Annotated in this window: 14 protein-coding genes and 1 pseudogene; 2 read left to right on the top strand and 13 right to left on the bottom strand. The window is 71.0% G+C overall.

What is annotated here, in order from left to right; all coding sequences use genetic code 11:
- From EDJALFJO_RS11050 to EDJALFJO_RS11025, 7 genes and pseudogenes are all read right to left on the bottom strand, one after another.
- Window positions 1-1001: bifunctional DNA primase/polymerase (locus EDJALFJO_RS11050; RefSeq protein WP_088285115.1), on the bottom strand; the 1001-nt coding region annotated here is incomplete at its 3' end.
- 394 nt (window positions 1002-1395) lie between these two features.
- Window positions 1396-3585 carry a cell division protein FtsK gene (locus tag EDJALFJO_RS11045; protein ID WP_088285113.1) on the bottom strand — a complete coding sequence of 730 codons (2190 nt, stop codon included), beginning with the start codon at window positions 3583-3585 and terminating at the stop codon, window positions 1396-1398.
- Between the two features lie 77 nt (window positions 3586-3662).
- A complete protein-coding gene (locus EDJALFJO_RS36360; protein WP_369812517.1) occupies window positions 3663-3848 on the bottom strand; it encodes a helix-turn-helix domain-containing protein in 186 nt (61 codons plus the stop codon).
- A 186-nt stretch (window positions 3849-4034) separates the two neighbouring features.
- Window positions 4035-4439 (bottom strand): annotated as a pseudogene (locus EDJALFJO_RS36355) (ABC transporter permease); the annotation flags it as partial.
- 146 nt (window positions 4440-4585) lie between these two features.
- Window positions 4586-5023, bottom strand: coding sequence for a hypothetical protein (locus EDJALFJO_RS11035; RefSeq protein WP_143448489.1), 438 nt, complete (start codon window positions 5021-5023; stop codon window positions 4586-4588).
- A 110-nt stretch (window positions 5024-5133) separates the two neighbouring features.
- Entirely contained in the window at window positions 5134-5547 is a 414-nt protein-coding gene (locus EDJALFJO_RS11030; RefSeq protein ID WP_143448488.1) for a hypothetical protein, read from the bottom strand.
- Between the two features lie 98 nt (window positions 5548-5645).
- Window positions 5646-5891, bottom strand: coding sequence for a DUF6284 family protein (locus EDJALFJO_RS11025; protein ID WP_088285107.1), 246 nt, complete (start codon window positions 5889-5891; stop codon window positions 5646-5648).
- A gap of 322 nt (window positions 5892-6213) precedes the next feature.
- Here EDJALFJO_RS11025 and EDJALFJO_RS11020 point away from each other — a divergent pair, with 322 nt between their 5' ends.
- A complete protein-coding gene (locus EDJALFJO_RS11020) occupies window positions 6214-7077 on the top strand; it encodes a GntR family transcriptional regulator (protein WP_088285105.1) in 864 nt (287 codons plus the stop codon).
- 172 nt (window positions 7078-7249) lie between these two features.
- Here EDJALFJO_RS11020 and EDJALFJO_RS33425 read toward each other — a convergent pair whose 3' ends face one another.
- The 6 genes from EDJALFJO_RS33425 to EDJALFJO_RS10995 form a co-directional block, all read right to left on the bottom strand.
- Window positions 7250-7987 carry a hypothetical protein gene (locus EDJALFJO_RS33425; protein ID WP_233149799.1) on the bottom strand — a complete coding sequence of 246 codons (738 nt, stop codon included), beginning with the start codon at window positions 7985-7987 and terminating at the stop codon, window positions 7250-7252.
- A gap of 2 nt (window positions 7988-7989) precedes the next feature.
- Window positions 7990-8586 carry a matrixin family metalloprotease gene (locus EDJALFJO_RS11015; protein WP_158220391.1) on the bottom strand — a complete coding sequence of 199 codons (597 nt, stop codon included), beginning with the start codon at window positions 8584-8586 and terminating at the stop codon, window positions 7990-7992.
- A 323-nt stretch (window positions 8587-8909) separates the two neighbouring features.
- Complete coding sequence (locus EDJALFJO_RS35505) at window positions 8910-9092, bottom strand: hypothetical protein (RefSeq protein ID WP_233149798.1); 183 nt, start codon at window positions 9090-9092, stop codon at window positions 8910-8912.
- Between the two features lie 577 nt (window positions 9093-9669).
- Window positions 9670-10596, bottom strand: a complete 927-nt coding sequence (locus EDJALFJO_RS11005; protein ID WP_088285099.1) for a CHAP domain-containing protein — start codon at window positions 10594-10596, stop codon at window positions 9670-9672.
- On the bottom strand, window positions 10593-10838 hold the full coding sequence (locus tag EDJALFJO_RS11000) for a hypothetical protein (protein WP_088285097.1): 246 nt from the start codon (window positions 10836-10838) through the stop codon (window positions 10593-10595). Before EDJALFJO_RS11000 ends, EDJALFJO_RS11005 begins: the two co-directional genes overlap by 4 nt.
- Window positions 10839-11459: 621 nt before the next feature.
- The gene (locus EDJALFJO_RS10995; protein ID WP_088285095.1) at window positions 11460-12344 is read right to left on the bottom strand and encodes an alpha/beta fold hydrolase; all 885 of its coding nucleotides are present in this window, start codon (window positions 12342-12344) and stop codon (window positions 11460-11462) included.
- Between the two features lie 142 nt (window positions 12345-12486).
- Here EDJALFJO_RS10995 and EDJALFJO_RS10990 point away from each other — a divergent pair, with 142 nt between their 5' ends.
- The gene (locus EDJALFJO_RS10990) at window positions 12487-14343 is read left to right on the top strand and encodes a prolyl oligopeptidase family serine peptidase (protein ID WP_088285093.1); all 1857 of its coding nucleotides are present in this window, start codon (window positions 12487-12489) and stop codon (window positions 14341-14343) included.
- Window positions 14344-14370: the final 27 nt, after the last annotated feature.

Genomic DNA, 14370 nt, shown 5'->3' with positions numbered 1-14370 from the left:
GTGGGGATGGTGCGGGGGTGGTGGGCTCCGGTCCTGAGGCCGGAGCGGACGGTGGCGGTGGCTTCGCGCTGGTCGAGGCCGATGGCGGTCCCGGCGGTGATGAGCGCTGCGCGTGTCTCGGCCTCGTCGAGGGCCTCGCCGGCGACGAGCCGGCCGAGGGACACGGCGGCACCGAACAAGGTCCGATTGCGGGTGCCGGGGGCCGCCTCGAGGACGGCGGACAGGGTCCGATCCAGGGCGGCCCGCACGTACCGGGCGGCCCGGTCGTCGGGGCCTGCGGAGAGCGGTGCGGCGAGCCGCACCACGACCGACGCCGCTGCGGGCAGCGGGTCGGGCCGTAGCCGCGCGACGAGCCAGCCCGGTAGCGGCAGGACGGGCGAGGCCTGGTCCTCGACGATGTACCGCGCTCGGCTCTCGCCCCGGTCGTCGCTGCCGTGCCGAGTGCCGGGGTCGAGTCGGGTGGGTGGGGCGACGACGTAGCCACCGGCCGCGCGGGTGTCGACGAGCGGGCCGAGAACGCCGGCGGTGTTGCCGAGCGGTCGGGCGGCCGGCTCATCGAGGAGTGGGGCTTGGCCGGGGGCAGCGAAGTACAAGTGCGTCCCACCCGACGGGGTGAGGACCGAGTAGGTACCGAGGGCGGCGGGGTCGGGGTGGCCGGCGCGGTCGGCCAGGGCGGCGAGGACGTCGGCGCCGTCGACGACTCCGGGCGTCCGCCACGGGTCGGGCAGGACGGTGTTGGGCTTGGGGGTGTCGAGGTCGACGACGACGAGCCTGGAGGGGCCGGTCGCTATGCCGACCCCGTACGGGCCGGCGGCGGTGCGGCTGGACCAGCAGCGCTCGATCCGGGCGGGGTCGAGGGTGGCCCGTTCCTGCCAGCGGGTGACCGCGGGCCGCTTGTGTCCCGGGACGAGGGGGAACACGTGCCAGCCGCGCCCGGCGTGAGCGAGGGCGACACGGACGGCCTCGTCGTACGGGTCCGAGGTCGGGTCGGGGGTGCTCATCGGGTCTTCCTCCGTGACAGTCAGTGATCTCTTGGGGCAGGCAGGACGGGCGGCGCTACGGGTGTTGTGGGTGTGCGGGATGGAGCCCGTGGCGGTCGGCGCACGGTCGAAGGAGCGGGGTGTTAGCAGTGGTCGGGCGGGATACTCGCCGGTTCGCTGACCTGCGGGTTTGTGCTTGCAGAGGGCTGTCCGCGGGCCGCTAGCAGATGGCCCCTGACGGGGTGTTAGCGCTGGTGGGGTGGCGTTAGCGGGGGGTGCTAGCGGGGTCGCTAGCGTTAGCGGGCGGTGCCGGGCATCGGGCCCGGACGTTGACACTTCGTCGTGTAGCGTTCGGGCCGGCTGGTCGGGGTCTTACCCCCCGTTTCGACCCCGACCAGTCCCCCGAGCGCGGCGGCTAGGCGGCCTTGTCCTGGTCACTCTCCGTCGACCCCGGCTCGACGTCCTGGGCGTGCTCGGTGGTCCGGTCGCGCTGGGCCGACAGGACGTCCGGCAGGGCCAGGCCTCGCCGGTTGATGACCTTCCCCGCGCTGTCGCGGCGGCCGATCTGGACGGTGCGGATGCCGTAGGCGGCGGCGTTGTTGCCGAGGTCGGCCGGCGTCCACCCGGTGTACGTGGCGGGGCGAAGGTCGACGAGCCGGGCGATCAGGTCCTCACTCCAGACCTTGGGCTCGGCGGGGTTCATGACGGCGGCGAGGTCGTCGAGCAGGGTCGGGGCGTCGTCGACGTCGGGGGTGGCGTCCAGGTCGGCGGCGTACCCCGTGAGGGTGCCGGCGGCCAGCCGCGCGGCCCGGGCCCGGGCGGCCACCGTCTTGGCGGTGGTGGCGTCCACGTACGACGTCTGCACGATGGCCGGCTCGTCGCCCTCGCCGATGAGGTAGCCGGTGCCGCGGTCGGAGCGGGCGAACATGGTGGCTCGGATGCCAGCCTTGTAGGCGCCGGTCCCGAGGACGAGGTCGTTGGCGGTGTGGCCCATGACTTTGAGGCAGAACCGCAGGACGGCGTTCGCGGAGATGCCGGTGGGGATGGACTTGGCGTCGGGGCGCTGGGTGGCGAGCAGCACGATGATCCCGACGGCGGGGCCGCGCTTGACCAGGTCGGTGATGTCGGCCTCGATCTGCTTGCCGTACTCGGGGTCCTCGAACCCGATCTGGCACTCGTCGATCGCCACGACGACGGGGTGCAGCCCGAACCGCTTCTGCGCCGCGAGCGTGGGGGTGACCTTGCCTTCGGGGCAGATCTTCTCCGGCAGGGACCGGATGGTCTTGTAGCGGCGGGTCATGTCGGCCTTGACGTCGGCGATGTCGGCGGCGAGGTAGGCCAGGTCCTCGGTGTCGTCACCGATCCGGAACCGGTGCGCGACCGTGCCGAGGGGGCGCAGGTCGGCGCCGCCCTTGAGGTCGTACACGTGCAGCTCGGCCCGGACATCGAGGGCGGCGGCGAGCAGGAACAGCCGCAGCGTGAACGTCTTACCCATCCGCGGCACCGCACCGACGAGCATGGACGCGAACATCAGCGTCAAAGTGACGGCCCGACCCCGGGGGTCGGTGCCGATCGGGAACGGCGCGAACAGATCCACCGCTCCCCGCTGCGCGAGCGGCCAGGGCTTGGGCTTGGCCTTGGACAGCGGCCGGTCCCCCACCCACAGCCGCAGGCGGGCCTCGTGGGCGTCGGGGTCGGCGTCCGGCCACACACACGCCAGCGGGCGGCGCAGGCCGGCGGCGAGCCGGTCGCGGCGCTCGATGACGTCACCCGCCGGGACACCCCGTGGCAGGTCGAGGTCGACCCGCCACCCCGGGCCGTCCCGGTGGATCGGCGACACCGCGGTCAGGCCCTCCTCCTTCAGGCCCCGGGTCAGGGCGGCGATCCCGAGGGCGTCCAGCGCGGACGCGATCAGCGCGGTGTCCAGGCGCGGGGTTCCGGCCGCGTTCCCGGCCGCGGACACGACCGGGGCGGCGCCGTCCGGGCGCCCGGCCCACCCGAGCACGGACACCAGCACGAGGGCGACGAGCGCCCTGACCTGGGTCGTCGCGGACATCACCCCGACCGCCACGGCCGCGGACAGGACGAGGCCGGCGACGCCGGACACGATGAGCCGGAGCCGGACCCGCTCCCGCCACGCCTCCTGAACGTTCCGGTACGCCGTGCCCTCCTGCGCCCCGATCGACGACAGTCCGGCCAGCGACCGCAGCACGGCCCGGCTGCGGGTGTCGGTGACCCAGTCGTAGACCGCGCGCGTGCCGCGGGCCAGGCCCCGCGGGGACCACTGCGCGACCCGCAGCCAGTACAGCGGCACCCGCACCGCGTGGAACACGGACAGCCGCGCGGTGCGGTGCACCTTCTCCCGGACCAGGCCCGTGACGGCCTCCCGATCACGCAGCCACCCCGGCACCACGGACGGCACATCCCGGCCGGTCCGGCCGCGCGACCCCGCGGACGTCATGTCCGCACCCGTGTCCGCGTCCAGGTCGTCGAGCGTGTCCGGCGAGGTGTCCGTACCCGCAGCCATGTCCGGTCCGGACGTCCTGTCCGTGTCCGGCCCGGTCACAGTGTCCGTGTCCGGGGTGGTGGTGAGGTCGGCGTCCATGTCCGGTGTCCTCTCGTCGGCGTCGTGCGGCTCGTGTGGGTTGCGGGGCGCAGGGACAGGGCTCGACGGGTGCGCGGTCACGCCGCCACCCCCGACTGGACCCGCGCGGTGCCTTGGCCGTCCGAGACGCCGTCCGGCCGCCCTACCGGGGCAGGCGCGGCGCCGGCGGCCAGGTGCCGGCGGACCGTGCGGTCCGTGACCCCGAGTCGGCGGGCGATCTCGGCCGTGGACAGGTCCGGGTGCTGCGCCCGCAGGCGCGCCACCCGCGTACCGGTGTCACTCGACGACCCGGACGGGCTCGACGACCCGCGCGACCTCGACGACCTGAGTACCGGCGCAGTCGACGACGACCGGGCCGCGGGGGTCGATTCCGGCTGGGTCGTCTCGACGACCCCGGCGGCCGGCTCGACAACTGCGGCGGTGACCTCGACGACCCGCGACGCGTCGGGGTCCGTGGTGTGGACGAGGTGGGCAAGGGCGGCGCCCATCCCGAGGACAGCGACCGGCAGGCAGGCGACCGCGGCGGTGATCTGCCATGGCGCTTGGGTGACGCCGGTGGCGGACATCAGGTGGTAGGCGACCTGACCGGCCGCCCCGAGGACGAGCGAACCGAGAGCGGACCAGCGGGCGAACGTCCGCGCCCGGGCCGGGACCCCGACCGACAGCCAGACCTTCAGCGCGTACGCGGCGTAGGTCTCGACCCCGATCGGGAGGGTGATCGCCGTGTTCAGGGTGAAGCCGTCTGCGATCCCGGGCAGCGGGTGGACCACCCCGAACCCGGTCAGGTCACCCAGCCCGACCCAGCCGGACCAGATCGCAACGAACGCCGGCGCGGCCAGCAGCAGCAACGGCCACGACCGGCCCCGGACGACCGGCCCGACGTGCGGGGCGGCGGTGCTGTCGAGCGTGTCGGTGAGCATGGTGTCCCTCTCGCGAACGCCCCGGGCAGGGGCAGCAGTTGCGGCGGGGCCGGCGACCGGTCGGCCGGTCAGGGCGGCGCTCACGCGGCGTTCCTCGACGACGCCCGGCGCCCCGTCGTGGTGGTCGGGTCGGTCCACAGCCAGGCCGTCTCCCGGCCGCTGTGGTGCAGCCAGTCATGCGTGCCCGCCAGGTCGCCGGCCTCCTCCTCGGACGAGACGGGCACCGAGTCGTTGCCGCAGACCGGGCACGACCACCCCCACCGCGCAGCAGACACGACACTGACCGGCCCAGCCGGGTCGACGGGGCCGACCTCGAGCATCGGGGCGCCGCCCCGGGTCGGGCGACGGTGGTGGTCGGCGACGAGGGCGACGACCCCGAGGGCGGTCCCGGTCCAGACCATCGCGCCCGGCGACCCTGTAGCCCAGAACACGGCCAGCGCCACCGACGAGGGCGCTGCGACCGCGGCCAGCGGCCAGGCGACCTCACGCCAGGACTGCTTGACTGCGACCCGTCCCACGAACCCCCACGGCAACCCGGCGGCGTCGGTGCCGTCCGGGTGGCCGGCCGGCCGACGTTCCCATCCCTCGGTGTGGGCGTCGGTGCTCAACCGACGCGACCGCCGGCCGTTCACCGAGCCACCTCCGACGCCCCGGCCACCCGGAAGAGGCGGGCGGTGTGCTGCCCAGCCGCGCGGACCTGACCAGCCGCGTCCTGTGCGGCCAGGTCAGCCAGCCCCAACAGGTCCCGCACCGCAGCCACGACCTCGACGACGTCACGGCCGGAGTCGTCGGCGACCCGCCCGGCGGTCGCCTGCTCGTCGAGGACGGCGGCGCACTGCCGCAGCGCCTGCGGCAGCCGAGACAGCAACAGCCCGATCTCGGTCACCACGGTGTCCAGGTCCGACACCTTGGTGAGGCGCCCGCCGGGGAGCGTCACGTGGTTCAGTGCCCGCACGGCCTCGGCCGCGGTCCGGGCGTGCTCAACCGGCTCAGCGACCCGGGCCGGGTCGACGAGCCAGCCGCTCTCGGTCCGCTCGTGCACCGCCTGCGGCCGACGACACGTCCGGCACTCGGCCGGACGACGCGAGTGCGCCCCGAACCCGTGATCGACTACCCGGAGCATGTCCTCCGCCCGGCCGCTCACGCCGCACCCCCGAACCCGTCAACCGACGAGCCAGCAGCACGCCGCTCGACGAGCACCGCGCGCAGGTTCCGCTTGGCCTTCGCCAACCGGCGGGCCGTCACATCACCGGGCGCCCGGACCAGGGCTGCCTCGGCGTCCACCACATCGAGCTCGGCCGCGATCAGCGGCCACTCCGCGTCGATCTCCCGCAGGTCGGCATCGGTCGGCTCGGATTCGAGCCGGACCAGGTGCATCCTGTTCATGAGTTGCTTCCCTCCGTTGGGTGCGGCTCACAGCGGCCTCGGTGGGTGAGATCACCGGGGCCGCGCCGCGTTCTGATGGGGACCTCCGGGACGCCGACGAGACGTCACCAGGCGCGTTTCCCCAGGTCAGCGCGCTGTGGGACGTTCGCGGCGACCGCCCCGAAGAAGCGATCACTTGCGATGGGTGAAACCTAGCACCTGCTAGATCCACCAGTCAACTGATTGGTCGGAATCAGTCATTCTCACGCCTGACAGGCCTCACGCGCCTAGCACGCTGCTAGGGTCTGCTTGCTGCCAAACAACCAGGTGAGAGGCACAGGCGATGAGTCAGGACTCGTCCGCGAGGCGCGAGACGAAGAAGGATCAGATCGCGCGCACACTGCGCATGCAGATCCAGGCCGGCACCCTGCGGGACGGCGAGGTGCTCCCGCCCTCGCGCACGCTCGCCTCCGAGTGGGGCGTCAGCGACTACACGATCAACGAAGCCATGCAGATCCTCGTCGACGAGGGCCTGGTCGTCTCAAAGTCCCGTTCGAACCGGGTCGTCAACTACCCCGAGAGCGCACAGCGCCGGCACGCACGCGCAGAGCGGCCCACCGTCCTGCTTATCGGTGGCTTCCCCGGCAGCGGCAAGACAGAGGCGGCCCGCATCCTGTCTCGGCTCACAGGCTGGGCCATCCTCGACAAGGACACCCTCACGCGCCCGGTCGTCGAGGCCGCCCTAGAACTCACGGGGCACTCGCCGCACGACCGCGAGTCCGAGACCTACCTTGAGCGCATCCGTCCCCGCGAGTACGAAGCACTCATGGCCGCGGGCGTAGAGAACGCGGACTGCGGCAACAGCTCGATCCTCGCGGCGCCATTCATCCGAGAGTTCACCGACGAGGCATGGACGACGCGCACAGTCGCCGGCCTGGAGGCCCGAGGCGCGCGAGTCGCCTTCGCATGGATCTACTGTGACGAAGACACGATGCACTTCTACATGCGTCAGCGCGGCGCCGCACGGGACGCAAGCAAGTTGGCCGACTGGCCGACGTATCTCGAGACCATCAGTCTCGACACCAGACCACGGCGCAATCACTTCCTGCTCGACAACTCGGCATCATCAGAGCCGCTTCAAGAACAGGTGCAGCGCATGGCACGAGATCTGATTGAAAACAGCGCGGGCCAAAGCTCCCTCCCATGAAGAGGCGCATCAACTCACGAGCACGGAACCGACGCTGGACAACTCCGGTAGCATCGCCAAATCCACGACGGAGCGGGTCCAGAACTGCATTCCTCCCAAATGAAGTCACCAAGCGAACCTGACGGCCCCCGGCGACTTCATTGGCTTCAATACGGCCAGACAGTGAGAATCCCTACCCCAGACTCACGATGCGGCGCTCAACTTCGTCGACGGTCACAGCGCCCTTCAGTAGCGTCTCCCGATCAGAATCCGCAAGGACCGGTGAAACTATGCCAGGCTCAGATGGTGTCTGGATGAACGCGGCGGAACCAACAAGGAGGTAAACACTCGAATAGTACGAACTATCCGCCACGGGCTTACCTGTACGCTTCAGGCGCTCCACTGCTGGACTCAGAAAGAAAATGCCGGATCCTGCAGTGCTTGCGGCTGCATTCACGTCCTCAATACTGGTTCCCCGCGGTACCTCCCAAGATATCTTCACAGTCGTCGTTCCGGCAGGAAGGGTACCCGAGATCACCTTTTGGACCTTGACAACGAGTCGTCCCCAACGCGTCACGGCCTTGTCGCTGTCAAATGGCACAACCGGGCTCTCCAGAGAGTCACCATCAGAGGCAAAGCCAATTCCCGGCTCGATAGAGACGACTTGACCACGGATCACCACGTCCGCTGGTAGCAATTTCCCGGGCTTCTTCGTTCCCGGCACAATCTCTGCGAGGTCGGAGTAGATCATCATGCCCGTGGCTGCTGAATCGGTCGTATAGGCAAGCGCAGGCCAGAAAGTTGCAGGCCTGCGCTGCCCGACGGATATCTGCCATGTGGCCAAGATTGCAGCGACAACTACGGCGGCGGCAATGGCAATCCGCACCGCAGGCCGATTGATCCCCTTGTCGTGGGTGTGTTCAGTTCCCATCACTACGGCCACCTTGAATTGATGTGGGTCTTGTCGTGGGCGTTGATGTGAATAATGCTGCACACGCAATTGGTCTGCATCATGGAGTCCACGATCCCTGAGTGATCCAATCCAACAGAGTGGCCTGTCTCATGTAGGGCAATCCAACGACGCTGGGCCGTCGTCATTCCATCCGTATCTGCGAGATCGTAGCGACTCTCGCTCCTGTCACACTCGCCGCCCAGGGTATGATCGATGCATTTTGTCCAAGCCAGTATGTTGCGTCCGGTGCTAGATCCGTCCCAATCGAGACCCCAGTAGGTCGTATAGTATTGATCGTACGCAACGACATCCGTGGACGGGTCTTCTGTCGCGTCGTAGAATGTGGTCATGTTGGTCTCATTGGCGTACACGCCTCTTACATAGTCCATCGCAGTGGAATTGTAGGCGACCATTGTCGCCTGATTGAAGCCGTGGTTGCCATTGTCGGCGTAGGCACAGCAACCGGATGGCCCAAAATAGTTGGCCCGAGCGGGGGTTGCCTGACTGAGTGCAAACACCAACCCGAGGGTGAGGACCGCTGCCAGGAGTGGTCTTGCCGACAGACTTCTGGTGATCATGGCGCCTCCTGTGTGGGCGCTCCGCACGGGTGCCCTTGTGGCTCTGCTTTCGACGACCGCTGACTCGGAGTCACTACGCTCGCTCAAGCCTGATGGACAATCGCATTCGTTGATCACCTTGTCAATGGCCTCGCAGACCGGAGGCATCTGCCTAGCCTCGATCTTGCATGAGTCTCCTGGTGATCATGGTCTTGCGGTGTCAACCCTTGTGGAGAGCGATCCTGGCATCGGGGTGTGACAGGGCGGCCGATTCGTCTCGGTGGCGCCGGTTTCCACTGCCGGTAGCTCTGCCCTGGATCGCTGGGATCTGTTGGTGTGATTGCCTATCCGCTGGGTGCGGGGCCGGTGGCGATGGCGGCGAGGGCAGCGAGTCGCTCCAGCGCGGCGGTGACCAGGGGTGTCCAGCGAGAACGTTCGGACAGCCTCAAGGTCGCGGTCCGGGAGGTGGTGGCAAGCCAGGCCTTGATCTTCGGGTGCTTGTGAGCGGCGTAGTTGTCCATCACCATGTGCAGCTCGCCGGCCCCGGCCCCCGGCACCCTCGGCAACCGGTAGTAGCGTGCCGCCGTCCTACGCGTCAGGGCCGCAGGACGTATACGGCTTTGCCGGCAGCGTGCGAGACCTGGATACCGGCACCCGGTTCGACTACGTCTGTAGCGCCACGGCCGCCGGGGAGGATCGCCGAGGCCGAGATCCACGAACATCTCGCACGCCCCGCCTCGTGACCCGACCTCGCCGCTCACGTAGCGCGCCGATACAGCAGCCGAGTACAGCAACCGTCACGCCCGGACGTGATCGCCAGCCTCCTCCACCGTCTGTCGCGCGGCGCCGCCGGTCGCAGACGACCTGCGCGCCGAGAGTTCGGGACGAAGAGGTCGCAGGTTCAAATCCTGTCACCCCGACCATGTGAAACGCCGATGGCCTGGTCCGAAGGACCAGGCCATCGGCGTTTCATGACGGGATGCCGGGAGGAGCGCCCGGGACCTGCGACGAAGGAGCAGGACCCGGGCGCGACGGGTCCTGTCACCCCGACAATGCGACGACGCATCAGGACCCGGACGCGACGGCTCCTGTCACCCCCCGAGGTCAGACGTCCGGGAAGGCGATCACCTTCGCCCCGACGCCCCCCACCGTCACGGCCTTGCTGGACTTCACCTGGACCCACAGGTGCTGCCGCTCGTCGAGGCGCGAGACCGTCGTCGCATGACCGTGCGTACCGCCGACCACCTCGGACAGCTCGGAGATCGGGTGCTTCTTCGACACCCGGTAGCCCTTGTCCGGGTCGGTCTCGACGAACCGGTACTGGATCTCCGCCCCCGGGGGCAGGTCGTCGATCTCGATGCTGATGTCCCCGGCGAAGAGCGCGCTGCCGGTGACGAGGTTGTAGCCGTTCCGGTGCCCGTCGGGGGCTGTCCACCAGCGGCCGGTGTTGGCCGAGGCCCGGTCGAACTGGACGGTGACGAAGCGTCCGGCCGGGAGCACCAACGGCCGGGTCCTGCGGACCGAGGTGTAGCCGCCCTCCGGTGCCCGGCCGGGGGACGACGTCCGCATCTCGTGGTACTTCGGACGGCAGAACTGGGTGATGGTGGTCCCCGGTCCCCAGCGGCGGAGGACCTTCGAGACCTTGTTGCCGTAGTTGCCCTCGAGCGTCTGGATCTTGTGCCCGTCGAGGACCTTGTCGACGAACCCGGTGTGGCTGACGCCGGGGCCCTTCTGGATGAAGATGTCCCCGGGCAGAGGCGCAGCGAACAGCCGCCGCCGCTCGTCGAACCAGTCCCTGAGGTGGGACACGGACGCCGTCGTGGGCATGAGGTCCGCCCCGACCTTCGCACGCCGGAAGCACCAGACGAGGAAGACGGCGCACCACATGTACTGGTCGCCCTCGACCTGCCCGCCGTAGTACCAGGTGTTGTACTTCACGTGGTTGGGCCGCCCGGCGGTCTCGCGGACCTTCAGGTCGTACTCACCCCTGACGACGGCGCGGACGTCGGCGAGCGACACGCGCCGGCTCATGCGAGGACCTCCTCGTCGGCGTTGCGGGAGTCCTCCGGCGGGGCGGGGTCCGGGTGCGTGTCGAGCACGACGGCGTCCGCGACAGGCTCGATGTCGAGCGTCTCCGGGTCCTGGACGTCGTTGAGCCCCAGATCCAGCTCTTCGTCCCGCTCCTCCTCTGCGTCCTCGTCCGGGAGCTCCTTCACATCGGCCAGCAGGAGCTCGCGCTCCTCCAGCGTCGACCGACCGTCGTCCTCGCTCATGGGCTGCCTCCGTCATCGGCGGTGGGGCCAGGCGTCGACCGGTCACGAGGTCGCACGGCCTGTGCATGATCACTGCACAGCCTGAAACCCTTCCGGACCACACCGAAACCCCCCGAATTGGGGGGCGCCGTCCCGCGGCCACCCGGGGCACCTCCCCGACACCCGCACGCCCCGCCCCTGGCGCACGAGATCGTCTCCGGTGGCGCGGCACGACGACGCGGGACCGGTCGCGACGACGCCGTCCACGTTCCGGCCGGGGCGCCGGCCGCGACGGACAGAGCCGGGCAGGGGCCGGGGCATCACCCGAACGGCGGACCCGACCGACACCCGACCGACCAACTGGTTCGCCTGCTGAATCACGTTGCGCAGCAATGGATGCACCGTGCGTCGGATCTACCCCCGGGCGAGTGCAATTTAGGGGAAAGTGGCGGCGCCGACGTCGTTCGCGCACATACGATCCTCAACGACGTCGGAGCTGTTCCCCCCGTGCGGCTCCGACGTAGAGGGTCCGGTCGCAGCCCCCCGTCGCGACCGGACCCTCGCCGTTTGGCGGACGGCAACTGTTCACCAGATGAGCATCATTGACCATTCAATGAACAGCGTCTCCGCCTCCGGGCGGACTCACCCCGCGTCCGCCCGGCGGTCCTCGGCCGGACGGTCGTCCACCCGGCCGACGAACTCCCGGACCGCCTCCACGAACCGCTCCGGCTGGTCCAGGTGGGGGAAGTGCCCGGCGTTCTCCAGGACGACGAGCCGCGCGTCCGGCATGAGCGCCACGGCGTCCTGCGCGTGCGACAGCGGGATCATCCGGTCCTTGTCGCCCCACACCACGAGCGTTGGCACGTGCAGCCGGGGCAGCAGCTCCGCCGCGGACAGCCGCTGGCCGTCATAGCCGACCACCGCCCGGATCGTCGCGAGGAACGCGCGCCGCCCGTCGCCGTCCGCCAGCTGCTCGAAGCCGTGCCAGGCCTCCGCGACGTCCGTGCTCCCCTTGACCCCGACGAACGCGAGCGCCCGGGCCAGCTTGTCGCCCTGCCGCCGGGCGAACCCGGACGCCACGAGCGGCAGCACGAGCTCGGCGCCCGGCAGCGTGGGCGCCCGCAGCAGCACGTTGACCTCCCGGCCGAGCCCGCCGCTGGCGACGAGCACGAGCCGGTCGACCCGGTCCGGGAACAGGTAGGTGAACTCCAGGGCGATGCCCCCGCCCAGGGAGTGGCCGACGAGGGTGACCTGAGCCAGCCCGAGGCTGTCGAGCAGGTCCCGGACGACGGCTGCGTGGCCGGCGAGGGAGTAGTCGCCGGCAGGCTTGGCGGACATCCCGTGGCCGAACAGGTCCGGCGCGAGGACGAAGTGGTCCTGCGACATCTCCGCGGCGAGCCGGGCCCAGACCCGGGTGGAGCCGAGCACGCCGTGCAGGAAGACGATCGGCGGACCCTCCCCGGCATGGACGTAGTGCAGGTCGTGCCCGTTGAGCCGCCGACGGGCCGACTGCAGCCTGTGCGTCATCGCTGGCCTCCGTCCGGTCCCGGCGTCGCAGGACGACTCGACGCTACCGACGAGTAGCCCCCGGGGAGGAGTACGAAGGTCACCCTCCGGCCGAACGGTGCCGCCTGCGCGCACCGGGGCCCGGTGCGGCAGGATCTGGCCCATGTCCGAGACCCCGGCGTCCCCGCCGCAGCCCGGTTCCTGGCTCCCCGCGTGGGAGCGCCGCTTCCGTGCGCCGCGGGTCGGGCTGCCGGACTGGGCGGACGACGCCCCCGACCGCTGCGCCGTCGTCGCGACGTCCGGCGGCGTCGTCGAGGTGCACTCCTGGGACCGGTCGAGCGGCACGCTCACCCAGCTCACGAGCCGCAAGGAGGGCACCGTCCACGCGGCGATCGAGCCGGACGGCTCGGCGGTCTGGTGGTTCGACGACGCCGCCGGTGACGAGTTCGGGGTCTGGCGCCGGCAGCGGTTCGGCAGCGCGCCGGGCGAGGACGTCGAGGACGCCACCGGGCTGCCCGCCGCCTACTCCGCGGGCCTGGCGATCGGCCGCGGCGGGCTCCGCGTCGTCGGCAGCGGGGACGACGACTACGGCACCCGGATCCACGTCATCCGCCCGGGCGAGCCGGCGCGGCTGCTCTACGAGCACGCCGAGGACGCCGGGGTCGGCGACCTCAGCGAGGACGGCACCCTCGTCGCGATCGTCCACAGCGAGCACGGCGACTCGCGGCACCCGGCCGTCCGCGTCGTCCGGGTCGACGGTGACACGTTCGGCGAGACCGTCGCCGAGCTCTGGGACGGCGAGGGCAAGGGGCTCGACGTCGAGGCCTTCGCCCCCGTGGCCGGCGACACCCGGCTGCTGCTCGGCCACGAGCGCCGCGGCCGCGCCGAGCTGCTCGTCTGGGACGTCGCGACCGGCACGCAGACCCCGCTCGACCTCGGCCTGGCCGGCGACGTCTCGGGCGCGGACTGGTTCCCGGACGGCTCCGCCCTGCTCGTCGCGATGGACCACGAGGCGCGTACCCGGCTCTACCGCGTCGACCTCGCCCCGCTCGACACCGGCGGCCCGCTGGAGCCGCTGCCGATCGGGCGGCCCGACGGCAGCGTCGGTTCGGCGACGGTCCGGCCCGACGAGGACGTCTGGAGCACCTGGTCGTCGGCCGCGGAGCCGCCCGGCGTCCGGGACCTCGCGGGCTTCCCGGTGATCACCGCCCCCGGCGACCCCGCCCCACCGTCCGTCCCCGTCGAGGACGTCTGGGTCGAGGGCAACGGCGGCCGGATCCACGCCCTGCTGCGCCGCCCCGCGGCGGACGACGGCACGCCGCTGCCCGGGCCGCTCCCGCTCGTCGTCGAGGTCCACGGCGGCCCGACGCACCACGACGCGGACGCGTTCCGGGCGTACGCGAGCGCCTGGGTGGACCACGGCTACGCGATCGTCCAGGTGAACTACCGCGGCTCGACCGGCTACGGCTCCGCCTGGCGGGACGCCCTCGACGCCGAGGTCGGGCACGTCGAGCTCGAGGACGTCGTCGCCGTCCGGGACCACCTCGTCGCCACCGGGGTCGCCGACGGGGCGCGCGTCGTCCTCGCCGGGGCGTCCTGGGGCGGCTACCTCACCCTGCTCGGCCTCGGGCTCTACCCGGACCGCTGGGCGCTCGGGCTCGCGGGCGTGCCGGTGGCCGACTACGTCGCCGCGTACGAGGACGAGATGGAGGGCCTCAAGGCCTTCGACCGCAGCCTCTTCGGCGGCTCGCCCGACGAGGTACCGGAGAAGTACCGGCACTCCAGCCCGCTGACCTACGTGGACGCCGTCCGCGCACCGGTGCTGGTCCTCGCGGGCGAGAACGACCCGCGCTGCCCGATCCGGCAGATCGAGAACTACGTCGCGGCGCTGCAGGAGCGCGGGGTCACGCACGAGGTCTACCGGTACGACGCGGGCCACGGCTCGCTCGTCGACGACGAGCGGGTCCGGCAGACGCGCGTCGAGCTCGACTTCGCGGCACGGTACCTGCCGCCGACCTGATGCGGCCGCCGCGGCCGGGACACCGCC

Origin of the sequence: Kineosporia sp. A_224 (assembly GCF_002198655.1) — a bacterium.
GTDB lineage: Bacteria > Actinomycetota > Actinomycetes > Actinomycetales > Kineosporiaceae > R-H-3.
This window is presented reverse-complemented; position numbering and strand designations above follow the sequence as displayed.